General features: G+C 72.2%; 17 protein-coding genes and 1 pseudogene. 6 read left to right on the top strand and 12 right to left on the bottom strand.

The window, feature by feature from the left end; translation table 11 throughout:
- Nucleotides 1-10 precede the first annotated feature (10 nt).
- From FHX81_RS03905 to FHX81_RS03875, 7 genes are all read right to left on the bottom strand, one after another.
- The gene (locus FHX81_RS03905; RefSeq protein WP_141975245.1) at nucleotides 11-811 is read right to left on the bottom strand and encodes a maleate cis-trans isomerase family protein; all 801 of its coding nucleotides are present in this window, start codon (nucleotides 809-811) and stop codon (nucleotides 11-13) included.
- Nucleotides 812-833: 22 nt separating this feature from the next.
- Nucleotides 834-1,508: a transglutaminase-like domain-containing protein gene (locus tag FHX81_RS03900; RefSeq protein ID WP_141975244.1), complete on the bottom strand. Its 675-nt coding sequence runs from the start codon at nucleotides 1,506-1,508 to the stop codon at nucleotides 834-836.
- Nucleotides 1,501-2,673 (bottom strand): acyl-CoA dehydrogenase family protein, encoded by a 1,173-nt coding sequence (locus tag FHX81_RS03895; protein WP_141975243.1) that lies wholly within the window; start codon nucleotides 2,671-2,673, stop codon nucleotides 1,501-1,503. The genes FHX81_RS03900 and FHX81_RS03895 overlap by 8 nt, the downstream gene beginning before the upstream one ends.
- A gap of 72 nt (nucleotides 2,674-2,745) precedes the next feature.
- On the bottom strand, nucleotides 2,746-3,120 hold the full coding sequence (locus FHX81_RS03890; RefSeq protein ID WP_141975242.1) for an ectoine synthase: 375 nt from the start codon (nucleotides 3,118-3,120) through the stop codon (nucleotides 2,746-2,748).
- A gap of 46 nt (nucleotides 3,121-3,166) precedes the next feature.
- A complete protein-coding gene (locus tag FHX81_RS03885) occupies nucleotides 3,167-3,424 on the bottom strand; it encodes an acyl carrier protein (protein WP_141975241.1) in 258 nt (85 codons plus the stop codon).
- A complete protein-coding gene (locus FHX81_RS03880; protein WP_141975240.1) occupies nucleotides 3,424-4,893 on the bottom strand; it encodes an AMP-binding protein in 1,470 nt (489 codons plus the stop codon). The genes FHX81_RS03885 and FHX81_RS03880 overlap by 1 nt, the downstream gene beginning before the upstream one ends.
- Nucleotides 4,894-5,199: 306 nt before the next feature.
- On the bottom strand, nucleotides 5,200-5,652 hold the full coding sequence (locus tag FHX81_RS03875) for a MarR family winged helix-turn-helix transcriptional regulator (RefSeq protein WP_141975239.1): 453 nt from the start codon (nucleotides 5,650-5,652) through the stop codon (nucleotides 5,200-5,202).
- A 411-nt stretch (nucleotides 5,653-6,063) separates the two neighbouring features.
- Here FHX81_RS03875 and FHX81_RS03870 point away from each other — a divergent pair, with 411 nt between their 5' ends.
- From FHX81_RS03870 to FHX81_RS03850, 5 genes are all read left to right on the top strand, one after another.
- Entirely contained in the window at nucleotides 6,064-6,645 is a 582-nt protein-coding gene (locus tag FHX81_RS03870; RefSeq protein WP_141975238.1) for a DsbA family oxidoreductase, read from the top strand.
- A 17-nt stretch (nucleotides 6,646-6,662) separates the two neighbouring features.
- Complete coding sequence (locus FHX81_RS03865) at nucleotides 6,663-6,986, top strand: DMT family transporter (RefSeq protein WP_141975237.1); 324 nt, start codon at nucleotides 6,663-6,665, stop codon at nucleotides 6,984-6,986.
- A gap of 52 nt (nucleotides 6,987-7,038) precedes the next feature.
- Nucleotides 7,039-7,443 carry a DMT family transporter gene (locus FHX81_RS03860; RefSeq protein WP_141975236.1) on the top strand — a complete coding sequence of 135 codons (405 nt, stop codon included), beginning with the start codon at nucleotides 7,039-7,041 and terminating at the stop codon, nucleotides 7,441-7,443.
- Nucleotides 7,443-7,907 carry a deaminase gene (locus tag FHX81_RS03855; RefSeq protein WP_141975235.1) on the top strand — a complete coding sequence of 155 codons (465 nt, stop codon included), beginning with the start codon at nucleotides 7,443-7,445 and terminating at the stop codon, nucleotides 7,905-7,907. Before FHX81_RS03860 ends, FHX81_RS03855 begins: the two co-directional genes overlap by 1 nt.
- 171 nt (nucleotides 7,908-8,078) lie before the next feature.
- Nucleotides 8,079-9,410 carry a cytochrome P450 gene (locus FHX81_RS03850; protein WP_211363365.1) on the top strand — a complete coding sequence of 444 codons (1,332 nt, stop codon included), beginning with the start codon at nucleotides 8,079-8,081 and terminating at the stop codon, nucleotides 9,408-9,410.
- Between the two features lie 83 nt (nucleotides 9,411-9,493).
- Here FHX81_RS03850 and FHX81_RS03845 read toward each other — a convergent pair whose 3' ends face one another.
- From FHX81_RS03845 to FHX81_RS03835, 3 genes and pseudogenes are all read right to left on the bottom strand, one after another.
- Complete coding sequence (locus FHX81_RS03845) at nucleotides 9,494-10,030, bottom strand: RICIN domain-containing protein (RefSeq protein WP_141975234.1); 537 nt, start codon at nucleotides 10,028-10,030, stop codon at nucleotides 9,494-9,496.
- Between the two features lie 750 nt (nucleotides 10,031-10,780).
- A pseudogene (locus tag FHX81_RS03840) lies at nucleotides 10,781-11,857 on the bottom strand (winged helix DNA-binding domain-containing protein); the annotation flags it as partial.
- Between the two features lie 68 nt (nucleotides 11,858-11,925).
- Nucleotides 11,926-12,348 (bottom strand): VOC family protein, encoded by a 423-nt coding sequence (locus tag FHX81_RS03835; protein WP_141975232.1) that lies wholly within the window; start codon nucleotides 12,346-12,348, stop codon nucleotides 11,926-11,928.
- Between the two features lie 94 nt (nucleotides 12,349-12,442).
- On the opposite strand from FHX81_RS03835, the gene FHX81_RS03830 reads away from it, so the two are divergent.
- Nucleotides 12,443-13,399 (top strand): helix-turn-helix transcriptional regulator, encoded by a 957-nt coding sequence (locus tag FHX81_RS03830; protein ID WP_141975231.1) that lies wholly within the window; start codon nucleotides 12,443-12,445, stop codon nucleotides 13,397-13,399.
- Nucleotides 13,400-13,418: 19 nt separating this feature from the next.
- On the opposite strand, the gene FHX81_RS03825 is transcribed toward FHX81_RS03830, so the two are convergent.
- The gene (locus FHX81_RS03825; protein ID WP_141975230.1) at nucleotides 13,419-14,633 is read right to left on the bottom strand and encodes a GNAT family N-acetyltransferase; all 1,215 of its coding nucleotides are present in this window, start codon (nucleotides 14,631-14,633) and stop codon (nucleotides 13,419-13,421) included.
- 94 nt (nucleotides 14,634-14,727) lie between these two features.
- Nucleotides 14,728-16,485, bottom strand: coding sequence for an ABC transporter ATP-binding protein (locus FHX81_RS03820; protein ID WP_141975229.1), 1,758 nt, complete (start codon nucleotides 16,483-16,485; stop codon nucleotides 14,728-14,730).
- Nucleotides 16,486-16,580: the final 95 nt, after the last annotated feature.

Below are 16,580 nucleotides of genomic sequence, written 5' to 3'. Positions count from 1 at the left end.
TACTGACGGCTCAGGTCGGGGTCACGGTGAACAAGCGGCCGTAGTCGGTGATCTCGGGCAGCACGTGGCCGGCGCCCGCGAGGTGGAGGGAGTGCCAGAGCAGCACCTGGTTCGCGGTCAGGACGGCGAAGTCGCAGTCGCGTTCCAGGGCGTCGATCACACCCACCGCGCGGATGCCGTTGCCGGCGACGAGGACGGCGTCCGGCTCGGCGCGGGCGACCGCGGTGCGGATCCAGTCCGACAGCGCTCCCGGGGTGATCAGCTTCTGGTCGCTCGGCAGCCCGCACGGGCCGTGCTGCACGACGTCCAGGCCGTGCTCGGCGAAGTAGTCGGCGCCGAGGCCGGACAGCTCGTCGTCGAACCACGGCGGGTTGACGACGGCGATGCGGCGGGCACCCAGGGCGGCGAAGCCCGCCACCGCCGCCCTGGTGGTGCCGGTGATCGGCAGGCCCCGGGCGTGCTCGCCCAACCGGTCGAACAGGTCCTTCTCGCCGGCCGCGCCCAGGACGTACGCGGAACTGGTGAAGCCGAGCGCGATCACGTCGAGCGGCGCGGCGGCGAGCAGGTCGACGGCCGTGTCGACGTGCGGTGGTTCGACGAACGCCCGTACCGGCGCGTGCGGGATCTTGGGGTCCATCTCGCCGCCCGCCCGCATCGCGCCGAAGTGGACGCGGGAGCCGTGGATCACGACGTCACGTGGTGCGAGTGCCTGCATCTCGGACTCCGGGCCGACGTCGGCGTGCGGCACGACCACACCGATCCGGGCGCGGGCGCGCCAACCGTCGTCCGGGACGCGGGAGGGTTCGGTCATCGTGCGTCCTCCTTCCGGGCCGTCACCTGGTCGCCTCGGCGGCCAGGGAGCCGCCACGAACGGTGCCCGTGCCCTCCGGGTCGAGGAAGTCGGGGTGGTTGGTCCGCATCTGGTCCATCACGAACTCGTACGGCAGGTCGTCGAAGCCGCCGTGGTCGACCAGGAACTCCATGCTCTTGCGCCCGTCCTCGTCGAACGGGTGGTGGAGGCTGTCGTGGACGCCGTCGAACTCCAGCGGCTTGAGCCCGTAGAGCTTGCACAGCAGCCCGTTGAAGACCGGTGTCGCCTTGACCCACCTGCCGTCGAGGTGCACGGCGGTCAGGCCGTGGAAGAACACGTCGCCGCCGATGTGCGCGCGCAGCCGGTCGGACGCCAGGTGGTTGCGGACCTTGCCGTAGTGCAAGCGCGCCGGGATGCCCACCGCGCGGCAGCACGCCGCGTACAACACCGACTTGTGCAGGCAGAACCCCTGCTTGCGGGTCGCGACGGAACTGGCCCTGAACCCGTCACGGGACAGGTCCGCCCCGTAGACCTCGTAGAACACGTCGTCCCGGACCGCGTAGTACAGCGAGACCGCCAGTTCCCGCTTGTCGGCACCGCGATCCGCGACCGCGACGTCGATGAACTCCTGGACGGGCGCGGAGTCGTGGTCCAGGAATTCCGTGGGCGCGGTCAGCCGCGCCAGGTCGTCAGTCACGACGCACCCCCTGGGAAGTGGTGGGACGCAGGCCCAGCAACGCCGCGATGCGGTTGCGCTGCACCTCGTTCGTCCCGGAGTAGATCGTCCCGCCGACCGCGTTGCGCACGTCCGCTTCGACACCCGTGCCGGTGAGGTACCCGGCGCCGCCGAAGATCTGCACCGCGTCCAGCGCGGTGCGCAGGTTCGCCTCGCTCACCACCGTCTTGGTGGCGGCGACGTCGATCGAGGCGTCCTCGCCCGCCTCGACCTTCGCCCCGGTGTCGTAGAGCCACTTGCGGGCCGTCTCCACCGCGATCTTCATGTCGGCGACCTTGTGGCTGACGGCCTGGAACGCGCCGATCGGCTGACCGAACTGCGTGCGCGTCTTCGCCTGCCGCACGCACCGGTCCAAGCGGTGCGCCATCTCGCCGAGCGTGATCGAGAACGACAGCAGGATCTCCCGCTTCATGATGTGGTCCAGGATCAGGAAGCCCGCTCCTTCCCGGCCCACCCGCCGCGCCGCGGGCACCCGCACGCCGTCCAGGGTGACCGCGCCGAGCGGTGAAGTGCGCAGCCCCATCTTGTCGAGCGGTTCACCGATGCGCAGGCCCGGGGTGTCGCGCTCCACGAGGAAGCAGCTCAACCCGAGCGGACCCGGCTCGCCGGTGCGGACGTAGAGCAGGATCAGGTCCGCGACGGGCGCGTTCGTGATGAACATCTTCTCGCCGTCGAGGACGTAGTCGTCGCCGTCCCGACGTGCGGTGGTGGTGATGCCGGTGGCGTCCGAACCGGTGCCCGGCTCGGTGATCGCGTGCGCGGTGATCAGCTCACCGGAGATGATCCCCGGCAGGTACGCGGCCTTCAGCTCCTCGTCGCCGAACGCCTGCAGGACCAGGCCCACGCTGACGATCTGCGTCGACGTGGAGAAGCTCAGCCCCGCGTCCCGGCAGGTGTGGCCGAGCCCTTCCAGCGCCCGCATGGTCTCGGTGAGCGAGTGGCCCCGGCCGCCGTAGCGCCGGTCGAACGGGACGGCGAGGATGCCGCTGCGCTGGATCGCTTTCCACTTCTCCCGCGGGAACTCGCCCCGGGCATCCCACGACGCGGTGTCGCGGTTCAGGTCCTCGGCCCAGTCGGCGACGGTGGCGAAGGTGTCTGTGGTGGAGGTGTCGGTGGTCGCAGTCATGGTGATTCGTGCCCTCGCTAGTGCCGTGGGCGGGGGCCACCCGGCCGGCGGGCGACCCCCACCGTGACCGGATCAGTACTGGGAGAACCCGTCGTCGGATAACGAGTGCCTCTCGTCGCCCCGCAGCGGGGGGTTGAACACCGAGATGAGCCTCAGGTCCTCGTCGTCGGAGGCGACGAGGTAGTGCGCGTCGTGCTTGTCCAGCGCGTACAGGGTGCCCTCGACGATCTTGTGGCGTTCACCGTCGGCCGTGACGACCTCGCCGGAACCGCCGATGCAGTAGCACGCCTCCAGGTGCCGCCGGTACTGCAGGGCGCTGGTCGTGCCCTGGCGCACCAACGTCTCGCAGACGGTGAAGCCCAGGCCGTCGGACTCGGTGAGCAGGCGGTGGCTCGTGCCGTTGCCCCACTCGACCGGGGCGATCTCGTCGTAGCTGCGGACGATCACGTGGTCTCTCCTAGTTGAATGGGTTTTCGGGGAAGGGCCGCCCCGGTCAGACCGACGCGGCGGTGCTCGTCTGCCGGATGAACGAGCAGATGTGCTCGATGTCGCGGAAGCTCGCCGGGTCGAGCGGGATGTCGTCGACCGGGATGGCGTAGGTCTTGCTGATGTGCGAGATGAGCCGGACCAGGCCCAGGCTGTCGACGACGCCGTTCGCGACGAGGTCGAAGTCGTCGGTCAGGTCGGTGACGTCCTCACCGGACAGGAACTCGGCGACGATGTGCTCGCGGATCCGGTCTTCCAGGTCCATCAGTCAACGCCCTCCATGACGCTGTGCTTGATCAGGGTCCGATCCGGTTTGCCGGTGGAGGTGCGGGGCAGCGGTGCGTCACCGACGCGGATCGTGGACGGGATGGCGTGGCGCGGCAGGGTCTTCGCGCCGTGGGCGCGCAGTCGGAGCGAGGTCAGCCCGGATCCGGGCTTGCGCTCGACCTCGGCGTGCAGGCGGTGCCCCGCCACGTCGTCGGGCACGGCGACGACCGCGGCCGCCTCGACCTGCGGGTGCGCGGCCAGCACGGCCTCGACCTCCAGCACGTTCGTGCGGATGCCGCGCACCTTCACCTGGAAGTCGCGCCGTCCTTCCAGGACGAACGAACCGTCGGCGCACCGGGTCGCCAGGTCGCCGGTCCGGTAGAACGGTCCGCCGACGCCGTTCGGGGCCGGGCGGAACGCCTTGTCGTTGAGCGCGCGTTCCAGGTACCCGGTGGTCTGGAACGGTGTCCGAACCAGCAGCTCGCCGGTCCCCGGCCCGTCGACAACGGCACCGTCGTCGTCGATGAGCACGGCGTCCACACCGTCGATCGGCCGGCCGATGGGTATCCGCGGTCCCGCGGTCGCCGGGTCGACCTCGTGGATGAAGCTGTCGTTGGTCTCGGTGCAGCCGAAGACGTTGTACAGCCGGGCCCTCGGGAACGCGCGGGCGACGCGGGGCAGGAGCCGACGCGGGAGCGCTTCACCGGTGAACACGACGGTCCTGGTCGGGAACGTCAGGTCTTCGTCCTCGGTGAGCAGTCGGTGCACCAGCGGCACACCCTGGACGAACGTGACGCCGTGGTCGTCCACCAGCAGGCGCAGCCGCTTGCCGTCCGCGCCCGCGGCCGGGTCGACCAGCACGACCTGGGCGCCCAAGCGCAGGAAGACCCACACGTCGAGCAACGACAGGTCGAAGTTGAGCGGGGCGTAGCTGAGCGAGACGTCGTCCGCCGTCAGTTCGAACTGCTTCGCCGCCCACTGCGCGAAGTCGTCGAAACCGGACTCGGGCACGGGGACGATCTTCGGAGTGCCGGTGGAGCCGGACGTGGTGAACACGATCTTGGCGACGCTCGGGTCGACGGGTGCGAAACCCTCGGGTTCACCGGCCTCGACCACCGTCGACACCGGCCGCCCGTCGGCGCCCGCGGTGAGGACGTGCGAGCACCGTGCCTGCTCGCAGATGGTCCGCAGAGCCGCGGGACCCAGTTCGGACGAGGGCACGAGGACGCTCGCGCCCACCGTGAAGCAGGCGATCAACAACGCGATGGTCTCGGCCGACTTGTGCGCGGGAACGCACACCGGCCGTCGGGGGGTCACGCCGAGCGCGGTCAGTTCGGCCGCGTACCGCTCGGCGAGCCCGGACAACTCGCCGTACGTCCACTTCCGGTCCGCGCAGACCAGTGCGACCGACCGGGAGCGGTTCACCGCGTGTTCGGCGAGGTGACCGAGCAAACGCGACGAAGGCACGATTCCTCCTCGGAGCAAGATGTGCCGCGAAAAAGGGCTGCCTGAGCGAGGGACCGGCGCCGCGTGGCGCCGGGAGGTCGGCGTGGCCGCTGAAGCGGCAAGGGGTTCGCCCCGGCTGATCGCTCAGCGGTCCCGACCGTCCTGTCGCTGCGACCCCGTAACCTAATCGGCACTCAGATGCACGGTCAAGCAACTACTTCGGTCCCGGTGCGGGGATCACACATCGCCGCTGCCGAGTGCGCCCGAGTGGCGCACCAGGAGGGTGCTCCGGCTGTCGACGGCACTGCTGCGAGAGGGGGAACCGGGTCAGCCGGCGCTGCGGATCGCCTGCACGAGGCGGGCGAGCTCCTGGTCGGCGCCGGCGGTGTTCAAGGCGGAGCTGAGCACCTCGGCGTAGGTGACCGTGGCGGCGACGTGCAGCTGCCTGCCCTCGTCGGTGATGACGGCGTAGACGCCGCGCTTGTCGTCGGGGCACAGGTCACGGCGGGCGAAGCCGAGGGCGTCCAGGCGTGCCACGAGGCGGGTCACCGAGCTCTGGCCCAGGCCGATCCGGTCGGCGAGTTCCTGCATGCGCCACTCGCCCGCGGCCGACTTCGACAGCTCGGCCAGCGCCCGGTACTCCGACAGCCCGACGCCGTGGCGGCGCTGCATGGCCTGCGCCAACTGGCGTTCGACGAGGACGTGCAGGGTCAGCACCCGGTTCCAGGCGGCCTGGTCGGAGGCGGTCGCTTCGGTGGTCTGGCGGGGAGCTGCGCTCATCTCGTCACCTGCGCTTCGGATCGGGCAGCCAAGTCCATGCGTGAGCAACATTCTAGTCCGCGTTCGGCTTGGCCGGTGCCGAGGATGCTGGTACATACAACGGGCTGGGAACGACTCTACCGGCCGCGGCGCCGAGGGCCGAAGGTCTCGTGCGCCCCCCGTCCGGCAAAACTGCTGGTCAGTCCTGGTTGCCGCGTTCGAACGGAAGCTCCACTCGGACGCAGGTACATGCCTGTGCAAGAACCGAGCTGAGTGTGTGATCGGTGACGGCCGGATGGTCAAGAACATGTTTGCGCAGTTCAACCGCGTATCGAGGAGATCGGTGGTCCGTCAGCGGTGGAGGCTTGACAAGAGCATGTACATGCATGCAACCATCTAGTCCGTACCCGAGAGTGCGGACGGAGAGGAGACATGAACCCACCGGAGGTCGTCGTCTACTTCGACTACGTGTGCCCCTACTGCCTGCTCGCGGAGGACGTCATCGAGACGGCCGCCGCGGAGGCCGGTGCCGCGGTCCGGTGGCGGCCCTACGAGCTGCGGCCCCACCCGAACCCCACCCTCCGCCCGGAGGACGAGTACCTGCCCCGGGTCTGGCGCTCCTCGGTCTACCCGATGGCCGAGCGGCTCGGTGTGCCGATCAAGTTGCCGACCGTGTCGCCGCAGCCGTACACGCACCTGCCGTTCGAGGGCGCGTTGTTCGCCGAGCAGCACGGTCTGGCCAGGCAGTACCACCGGGCGGTGCTGCGGGCGTTCTTCCAGCACGACCGCGACATCGGCCGGCCGGACGTGCTGGCGGAGATCGCCGCCGAGGTGGGCCTGGACGCGGGGGAGTTCGCTGCCGCGCTGGCCGAGCGCCGGTACGCCGAGCAGCACCGGGCGGCGGTGGCCGAAGCCCGGCAGGCGGGCGTGCGGGCCGTCCCGACCATCGACATCGGCCGGCACCGCATCGAGGGCGTGCCGAACCTGGACAACCTGCGCGAAGCGCTGAGCTAGCAACGAAAGGAAGCGACATGCACTGGGTCTACCTGGCGATCGCCACCGTCTTCGAGATCGCCTTCGCGCTGTGCGCCAACGCCGCCAAGGGCTTCACCCGGCTGTGGCCGTCCGTCCTCACGCTCGTCATCGGCGCGCTGGGCACGTTCTTCCTGAGCCTCGCGCTCATCACCCTGGACGTCGGCGTGGGCTACGCGATCTGGACCGGCCTCGGCTCGGTCGGCATCGTGCTGCTCGGCACGCTGCTGTTCAAGGAGCGCCTCGACTGGCGCAAGGTCCTCGGCATCGCCGTCGTCATCGTCGGCGTGGTGGGGCTGGAGCTCTCCGGCGCGGCCGTCTGACCCGCCGCGCCCTCGGACCTGCACGTAGACCATCGCAAAGGATGCACACGAGATGACCACCTCGACCCAACCCGGCACCACCCGGCACGAGGACACGACCGCCACCGCGAACCGCCGCGCCTGGCTGATCCTGCTGCTCGCGGGCCTCGTCGAGATCGGCTACGCGGTCAGCGTCGGCGGCAGCAAGGGCTTCACCGACCTGAGCTGGTCGATCGCCGCGGGCGTGTTCTTCTTCCTCACCGTCTTCACGCTCAGCCTCGCGCTGAAGAACATCGACGTCGGCATCGGCTACGCGGTCTGGACCGGCATCGGCTCGTCCGGCGCGGCCGTCGTCAGCGCGTTCCTGCTCGACCAGCCCCTCACCCCGGCGCGCGTCCTCTGGCTGGCGGTGATCATCGGTGGCGTGGTGTGGCTGAAGCTGGCCTCCAGCCCGAAGTACGCCTCGGGGCAGGCGTGATGCCCACGCTGGACGTCGACCGGATCACCGACCACCTGCGGGACGCGGTGCGGATCGCACTGGCGGAGGTCGAGCGTGGCGGCATCCCGTTCGCGGGGGTGGTGCTCCACCCCACCGCCGGGGTCCTCGGCACCGGGGTGAACCGCGTGCTGGTCGAGCAGGACCCCACCGCGCACGCCGAGGTCGTGGCGCTGCGCGAGGCGGAGCGGGCCGGATCGGCGCCGGTGTCCGAGTCCGTGCTGCTGGCCTCGGGCGAGCCGTGCGGGATGTGCTACCGGTTCGCGTTCGACCTCGGCGTCGACACCGTCTACTACGCGGTCGGAGCCGATGAGGCGGCGCGGTACGGGTTCGACTACCGGGCCTCCCACCGCGGCCTCGACCGCGGCGGCCGGACCGTCGAGCCGTTGCGGGTGGCGGGAGCGCTCGACCCGTTCACGGCGTGGGCGCGGCGCGCCGGCCGGTGATCGTCGCGGGGGCACGGACCCGGGCCGTGCCCCCGGCCGTTCGTCGGCGATCCGTCGCGCGGGGCTCGCCGGTCACCTGATCGCCGGTCGACCGAACGCGTGGTCCCGACGTGCGGTGGCGGTCCCCGGCCGTCATCGTGGGCCGGGCGCGAGCACATCGCTGGAGGTCCGATGAACCGCACCGCGGCGGTGGCGCCGGGAGCGCTGCCGGTGATCGGTCACGCGTGGCCGATGATGCGCGACCCGTTGCGGTTCATCGGGTCGCTGTCCGCGCTGGGCGACCTGGTGGAGGTGCGGTTGGGCCCGGTGCGGGCCTACGTGCCGTGCCACCCGGACCTGGTGTGGCAGGTGTTGACCGACGACCGGGTGTTCGACAAGGGTGGGCCGTTCTTCGACCGGGTGCGGGCCACGATCGGCAACGGCGTCGGCAGTTGCCCGCACGCCGAGCACCGCAGGCAGCGGCGGTTGATCCAGCCCGCGTTCCACCGCGCCCGGCTGGAGCGCTACGCGGCGGTCATGGCGGAGGAGTCCTCGGCGTTGACGTCCGGTTGGCGGGACGGGCAGGTCGTCGACGTGTACCCGGCGTTGTTCGGCGCCGCGTTGCGCACCGTGCTGCGGTGCCTGTTCACCACCCGTGCCGACGACGGGGCGGTGGAGCGGATGCGGCGGTCGGTGGAGACGTTGCTGCACCAGATCACCGCGCGGATGTTCGTGCCCGCGGTGGTGCAACGGCTGCCGGTGCCGGTCAACCGCCGCTTCGACCGGGCGCTGGGCGACCTGCGGCGCGCCATCGACTCCATGGTCGAGGTGTACCGCCGCGGCGACGGCGACCGGGGCGACCTGCTGTCCTCGCTGCTGGCCGCACGGGACGAGGACGGGCGCGACCGGCTGGACGACGCCGAGCTCGGCGACCAGGTGCTGACGATGCTGGTGGCCGGGTCCGACAGCGTGGCGGCGACGGTCTCGTGGGCGCTGCACCTGCTCGACCGGCACCCCGACGCGGCGCACCGGCTCCGGGCCGAGGTCGACGAGGTGCTGGGCGGCCGACCGGTCCGGGCCTCCGACCTCGCGCGCCTGTCGCGCACCGGGCGCGTGGTCACCGAGGCGTTGCGCCTGTACCCGCCGGGGTGGCTGTTCACCCGGATCACCACCGAGGAGGTGGAGCTGGGCGGCCACCGGCTGCCGGCCGGCACGACGGTGGCGTTCTGCCCGCCCGCGGTGCACCTGCGCGCCGGGGTGCACGACCGGCCGCACGCGTTCGACCCGGACCGGTGGCTGCCGGCGCGGGCGCGGGAACTGCCCCGCGGTGGGTTCGTCACGTTCGGCGGCGGTGCGCGCAAGTGCGCGGGGGAGGCGTTCGGGCTGGCCGAGAGCAGCCTGCTGCTGGCGACGCTGGTGAGCCGGTGGCGGTTGCGCGGCGCGCGGGGCAGCGACGTCCGGCCGGTGGCGCTGTCCACCGCCCTGCGCCCCCGCCGCCTGCTGCTCGAAGCGTCCGCGCGGTGACGAACCCGGCCACCCACCGCGGTGGGTGGCCCACGTGGGCCTGGTCAGGGCGCCGCGGGTGGTAAGGGCTCCGCAACGGCACATCACTCGTGTCGGATCAGCTGCCACTCCTGCGCGCCGTAGGGACGGGGTGGTTGGAGGTCGACGTGAGGCGGGTCGATCGGCAGCGGTGCTTGGTCGAGCCGCAGTTCGCCATCGGGCAGCGGGGTCGAGATGAACACCCGGTCGGCTTGTGAGCTGATGCGCACCTGCCACTCGAACGGGCGGGTGTCGACGAGGACGAGTCGGTGCGGCCGCACCGTCGCGGCGGCGGGTGTCAGGTAGAGGCCGCTGCGCAGGTTCCGGATGGTGCACGTGCCGTCGCCGCTGGAGTCGACGGCCCACTCCTGGTAGCCGGGTTCGCCGAGCGCGGGCCGCAGCACGACCGGCGTGCCCGCGTCACCCGACTCGTCGGTGAGCAGGGCGTCCTCCTCACCGTAGAACGCGGCACCGTAGACGCCGTCCCGGACGGCGCAGGACGCTGCCGCCACGGCCGAGGGAGTGGTGGTCAACGCGGTCACCGTGCCGAGCGCGGCGACCCAGGCGACCGTCGTCGAGGCGGCACGTCGGAAGTCCATCATGGTCCGTCCCCTTTCCCGGGCTGCGGAGGGCATACCGCCATCCTCCGGCTCTCCCGCCCCACCGGACGACCACAGTGCCGCCACGAACGAGCGAATCCCTCCACACCGGACCGCGACCGCACTGCGTCGCACCGACCGACCACGGAGGTAATCCCTCCGGGCGACGGTTGGCGAACCGTTCGGGTGATCCGTCGTGCGCTCGGTATGCGCAGGTGTTAGACGGTTATCGGCTGGGGTGCGCACTCCGGCGAAGGCACGGCTCGCCACGAACCCCGGGGACGGAGAATGGGCACGACGACGCGGCTCCGACTGGGCTTGGCGCTGCTGCTGCTGTGGCAGACCGGACCCGCGTTGTGGGCGGCGGTGTCACCGGCCGGGTTCTTCACCACCTTCCCGACCTCCGCCCACGCCTGGGTGCGCTTGTTCCCGCCCTACAACGAACACCTCGTGCGCGACTTCGGGTTGGCCCTGTTGCAGTTCGCGCCCGTCGCCGCGGTCTGCGTCCGGTGGCCCGAGCCGGTGTTCGTCCGAGCGGTCCTGGTCGGTTCGTTGCTGTTCAGCGTGCCGCACCTGGTCTACCACGAGCTGCACGTGGTCCGCGTGGACGACCTCGGCTGGCAGCGGCTGTCGCTGTGGTTCCCGATCGCCCTGGCCGCGTGGTTGTTGTTCCGGACCAGGTCCTCCCGACGACCCGTCGAGCCGGGCGGCCCGCGACGCCCGTGACCTCGCGGGCCCGAGAGCACGGCGCGCGACCTCCACGCGGTCGCTGCCGGTCAGGAACGCCGCGAGGTCCCGACCTTCCGTGACGACGGCGGCGTGCTCGGTCGCGGTGAGGGCCCGCAGCGGGGTGACGGCGACGCCGTCCGCGTCGCTGGTCCAGGTGGCGGTGACCCGGCCGTCGACCAGGACGACGCGCGCGCCGGCGACCGACAGGCCCCGGTGGGCGTGGTCGATGATCCGGGTGCGGTCGTGGTAGCCGAGGATGGCGTTGTCGAACGCGGGCAGGAAGCGCACCGGCGCGGGGGTGTCGGGGTCGGGGCGCGGGGCGTCCGGCAGGTCGAGCAGTTCGCGGCCGTGCTCGTCGCGGAACGCGATCAGGTCGCCGCGGGCGGCGGCCACGGCGCGGGGCAGGCCGGCGAGGCCGGACCAGGAGCGCAGGTCGGCCGCGGTCGCCGGGCCGAACGCGGCCAGGTAGCGCGCCACCAGCGCCGCGCCGACCGGGTCGGAGCCGTCCGGCGCGGGTGGGGGCACCTCCCGGCCCAACCACGAGGACATCGGCACGGTCCGCGCGCCGGCCTTCCGGCGCCACAACCCGCGCGGTGGCAGTTGGACGGTCGGGATGAGGGCGGCGACCACCATCTCGCCCAGTGCCCGGGGTCCGGCCGACGGCCAACGGGGAGCGAGCGCCCGGCCGAGTTCGGGCATGGTGCGGGGCTCGCCGTCGGCCATCACGTCCCGGGCCGCCGTCGCCAGCTCGTCGAGGTCCACGCCGTCGAACTCGCGGCGGTACACGCCGAGGACCCGTTGGCGCAGCATGGGGTCGTGGCGGGCGCGCCAGGCCAGCGCGTCGTCGGCGGTGACGAGGTGGACCGTGCGGCGCATGAGGTGGGTCCGCACCACGCGCCGCCCGGTCAGCAGGTCGTCCAGCGCGGTCGGGTCGAACGCGCGCAGCCGTGACCACAGGCCGACGAACGGTTCCTGCGGTTCCTGCGCCTGCAAGCCGCACAGGTGCGCCACGGCGGCCGGCACCGGCACGTCGGCGCGGTCGAGCAGGAACTGCCGGGCGAGCGTCGCCCGGTTGAGCGCCCGTGAGTCGAGCATCTTCATCGCGGTGCCGTCCCGTCGGGTATTCGGGTGGGTGGGCGGCCCGTGCCGCCCACCCCGCGGACCAGGTGTCAGGCGTTGTGCTCGGCGGCGACGTCGACGACCCAGACGACGCCGAACCGGTCGCGCAGCATGCCGTAGGCGGGAGCCCAGCCCGCCGGGCCCAGCGGTACCACGACGGTCGCGCCGTCGCCCAGCCGCTCCCAGTAGCCGGTGACCTCTTCGACGGTCTCGCCGCGCACGGAGACGAAGAACGCGTTCTCGCCCGGGTCGTAGCCCATCCGCGACGGCACGTCGTAGGCCATCACGTGGAAGCCGTTCGCGGCGAGCACCTGGCCCCACATCACCTGGTCGGCCTCGGCCGCGACCTGGACGGCGCCCGCGTCGGCGTAGGTGACGACGGCGAGGTGCCCGCCGAAGGCGGATCGGTAGAACTCCAGCGCCGCGCGGGCGTCACCGCGGAAGTTCAGGTGGGTGGTGGTCGTGACGGACAAGGAGAGCTCCTCTGTCGACTCGGTGCCTGACGTGGACCACCTTCGCAGCAGTAGTGGACAGGGTGTGTCCTCTTCTTCCGGCACAATCGCGGACATGCCGAAAACCTCAGCACGACTGCTGTCACTGCTGTCACTGTTGCAGGCGCGCCGCGACTGGCCGGGCGCGCTGCTCGCCGAGCGGCTGGCGGTCAGCCCGCGCACGGTGCGCCGCGACGTCGACCGCCTGCGCGAGCTGGGCTACCCCATCGTGACCACCAAGGGGCCGGACGGCGGTTACCGCCTGGGTGCGGGCACGCAACTGCCGCCGCTGCTGTTCGACGACGAGCAGGCCGTGGCCCTGTCCGTGGCGCTGCGCATCGCCACCACGTCCGGCGCGGGCATCGAGGAAGCCGCGGCACGGGCGCTGAACACCGTCCGGCAGGTCATGCCCGCCAGGCTGCGCCACCGCATCGACACGTTCCGGGTCACCCCCGTCGAACGGACCCCGCGACCGCAGGTGGACAGCGGGGTGCTGATGGCGCTCAGCGCCGCGGTCCACGCGCGAGAGGTGCTGCGCTTCGACTACGGCTCCGGCGACCCGGCCGCGACACCGCCGCGCCGGGCCGAGCCGCACCACCTCGTCACCCGGGGCGGCCGCTGGTACCTCGTCGCCTGGGACCTCGACCGCGACGACTGGCGCACCTTCCGCGCGGACCGCGTCACGCCGCGCACACCCACCGGTCCCCGGTTCACCCCGCGCGAGGTGCCCGGAGGTGACGTGGCGGGGTTCGTCGCCGGGCGGTTCTCCGGGTCCGACGACCAGGGCGGCCCACCCTGCCGCGGCGAGGTGGTCCTCGCCGTGCCCGCCGCCGAGGTGTCGCCGTTCGTCCACGACGGCGTGGTGGAGGAACTCGGCCCGGACCGCTGTCGCCTCACGGAGGGCTCGTGGTCGTGGCACGCCCTGGCCGCCGGCCTCTGCCGGTTCGACGCCGACATCGAGGTGGTCGGACCGACCGAGCTGAAGGACGCGTTCGCCCACCTCGCCCGGCGTTGCGCCGAAGCCGCACGGTGAAGGCGGTTGTCGCGCGTGATCAGAACCAGTGCAGGCAGTGCGGCGCGCGTTCGGTGCGGAACAGGGCGTCGGCGCGCGCGGCAGCGGCCGGGTGGTGCGCCTTGACGTGGCCGGCGCGCACGAGCGTGCTCGGCGCCGTGCCGCCGAGGTAGACCGAGCCCAGGTCGCGCACGTCCAGCGACAGGTCCGGCTCGCGGTCCGTGGGCACGCACTCGGCCACGCCGCCGCGGACCGCCAGCTCGTAGCGGCCGTGCTCGTCCAGGAACGGGTCGCTGACGTCCAGCACCAGCTCGCCGTCGGCGGACCAGCCACGCGCGGTCAGCGCGCGGGGGACGTCCAGCAGCCGCACCCACAGCCAGTCGGTGTCGTGGCCCACCTCGGCGGCGCGGAGGTCCGCGAACTGCCACCGCAGCGGGTGGTCGGGCGGGACGTGCTTGAACACCACCTTGCCCACCAGGTCGTGGCCGAGCACGAACCGGGCCAGGGTGGTGAAGACGGAGTCGTCGGTAGCGATCGTCTCGTCCACGGTCAACGTGTCCCCGTCACCCAGCGAGTAGCTCGCGTACCCGTCCGGCACGCCGTCCGCGTCGCGGTGCACCGCGATGTAACGCGGTGCCGGCGAGGTCGGCGGCTGCCCCGCGCGCCGGTCCCACCAGCGGTGGGGACGCGACAGCGCCCCGGGCTGCGCCCGCCGGTACCGGTCGTAGACCTGTTCCAGCAGCTCACCGCATTCCGCCCGCCGCATCACCTCGACCGAGCCCGAGCCGGCGCCCGCGCCTCCGGCTCGCGAGGCGGCGAGCGCGGCCTTGTGCCGCTGCACGGTCAGCCGCCGCGTGCGGGTCGCCGGGCCGTAGCCGAACCGGCCGTAGATCGTCGCCTCGGAGGCCAGCAGCACGGACAGGAACTCGCCGCGACCCCGCAGCTCGGCCAGCTGGTGCCGCATCATCGCGCTGAGCACGCCCTGGCGGCGGTGCGTGGGCACGACGCCGACGGCGCTCACGCCGGAGGTCGGCACGACGACCTCACCGGGCAGGGTCAGCTCGAAGGAGTACGCGGCGGCGGTGCCGACGGGCCGCCCGTCCGCGGTCACCGCGAGCAGCCCGCGGTCCGGCTCCAACGCCGACCACCACGTGCCGCGGCCGTCGGCCGTCGTCTCCGGGAAGCGCCCGAACGCGGTGTGGAGCGTGTCGATGAAGACGCCGTGGTCCTCGTCGGTGGTCGAACGGATCTCCATCGCTGCCTTTCGCCGGACCGGGGCGCCGAGATCTCCGGCGCGTCCGCGGCAGTGCAACCGCAACCCGCGCCCGGGTCAAGTGAATAACGGCCGGTCACCCCGCGTGCAGCCGGGCGTAGACGCCACCGCCGCGCAGCAGCTCGTCGTGCGAGCCGGTCTCCCGGATCGCGCCGTCCCGCATGACCACGATCCGGTCCGCGCTCCGCACGGTCGACAACCGGTGGGCGACCACGAACGTGGTCCGGCCGCGGACCAGCCTCGCCAACGCCTGCTGGACCAGCGCCTCGGACTCGACGTCCAGGGCGGACGTGGCCTCGTCGAGGATGAGCAGGCGGGGGTCCCTGAGCAGCGCGCGAGCGATGACCAGGCGCTGCCGCTGGCCGCCGGACAGGTGGGAACCGCGGTCCGCCACCGACGTCTCCACCCCGTCGGGCAGGCTCTCGACGAAGTCCAGGGCGTTGGCGTCGCGCAGTGCCGCCCGGATCGCGGCGTCGTCGACGTCGGGCAGGCCGAAGGCGACGTTCTCGCGGACCGTGCCGTCGAACAGGATCGGCTCCTGCGGCACCACCGAGATGAACCGCCGGTACGTGCGCAGGTCGAGCCCCGCCATGTCGACGCCGTCGAGCAGGATCCGGCCCGATTGGGGCCGCAGGAAGCCGATGAGCAGGTTCAGCACGGTCGACTTGCCCGCACCGGACGGCCCGACCAGGGCGACCGTCTCACCGGGCGCGACGGAGAGCGTGAAGTCCCGCACGGCGGGCCGCCCGGTCTCGGCGTAGGCGTGGTCGACGGCCCGGAACTCCACCGCGCCGCGGACAGCCGTGACTTCCGCCTTGCCCTTGTGGTCCTCCAGGTCGGGCGTGCGCAGCACCTCGCTCGCCGAGCGGACGGACTCCAGTCCCTTGGAGATCACCGGTGCCAGGCTCATCAACGTGGCCAGCGACGTGGTCGACGTCGTGAGGAACGCGCTGAGCATGACGACGTCGCCCGCCGTGATGCCCCAGACGCCCAGGTAGGCGACCAGGGCCGAGGCCGTCAGGAAGACCACGCCGAGGATGTTGAGGAACACCCACGACAGCGACGCGACCCGGCCGTTCAGCAGGTCCAGCCGCAGTCCCGAGTCCAGGACCCGCCGCAGGGTGGCGTCCATCCGGCGCAGCGCGTGGCCCTCCAAGCCGTGCGCGCGGGTCACCGGGATCAACCGGGTCATCTCGTTCACCCGCGCGGCCAGGTGCTCGACGTCCTGGCGGAACTCCTCGTTGTGGTCGCGCAGGCTGGACCGCAGGCGCAGCACCACCAGGGCGGCGAGCGGCACGATCACCAGCAGCAGCGGCAGGAACTGCGGCGCGCGCACGCCCACCACGGTGAGCCCGCCGATCAGGACGGTGACCGCGCCCAAGCCGCTGTCGGTCGTCTGCTGCACCATCTGCTCGACCGTCTCGACGTCGCGGACGACCTTCGCCTGGAGCACGCCCGCGCTCGTGCGGTTGTGGTAGCCGATGGACAGCTCCTGCAACCGCGTGCACAGGGCCGACCGCAGCGAGGTGCCCGCCCGGCGCACGCTCCCGTGCAGCAGGCGGACGTAGAGCAGGTGCAGCGGGTAGTTGACGACCAGGATGAACATGATCAAGCCGGTGGCGACCCACATCCCGGCCAGCGGCAGGCGCAGCACCACGGTGTCCACGATGGTGGCCGTGACCAGGGGGAGCAGCCAGACCGGGCTGTGCTTGACGACGAAGACGGCCAGTGCGCCGAGCAGGTGCCGCCGGTGCGGGCGGAACAGGCGGCGGAGTGCGCGCAGCGCGTGCTCGCCGGGGTCGCGGTGCCCTCGCGGCGGGTCGGACGAGGTCACCGGACGGTGCTCCCTCCCTCGGCGGGGAACAGGTCTGGAAAGCGCTTTCCACAATTCCGGAGAAGCCCCGTCACTGTCAAGGCCGGCCGTGTGCG

This window comes from Saccharothrix saharensis (genome assembly GCF_006716745.1).
GTDB classification, from domain to species: domain Bacteria; phylum Actinomycetota; class Actinomycetes; order Mycobacteriales; family Pseudonocardiaceae; genus Actinosynnema; species Actinosynnema saharense.
This window is presented reverse-complemented; position numbering and strand designations above follow the sequence as displayed.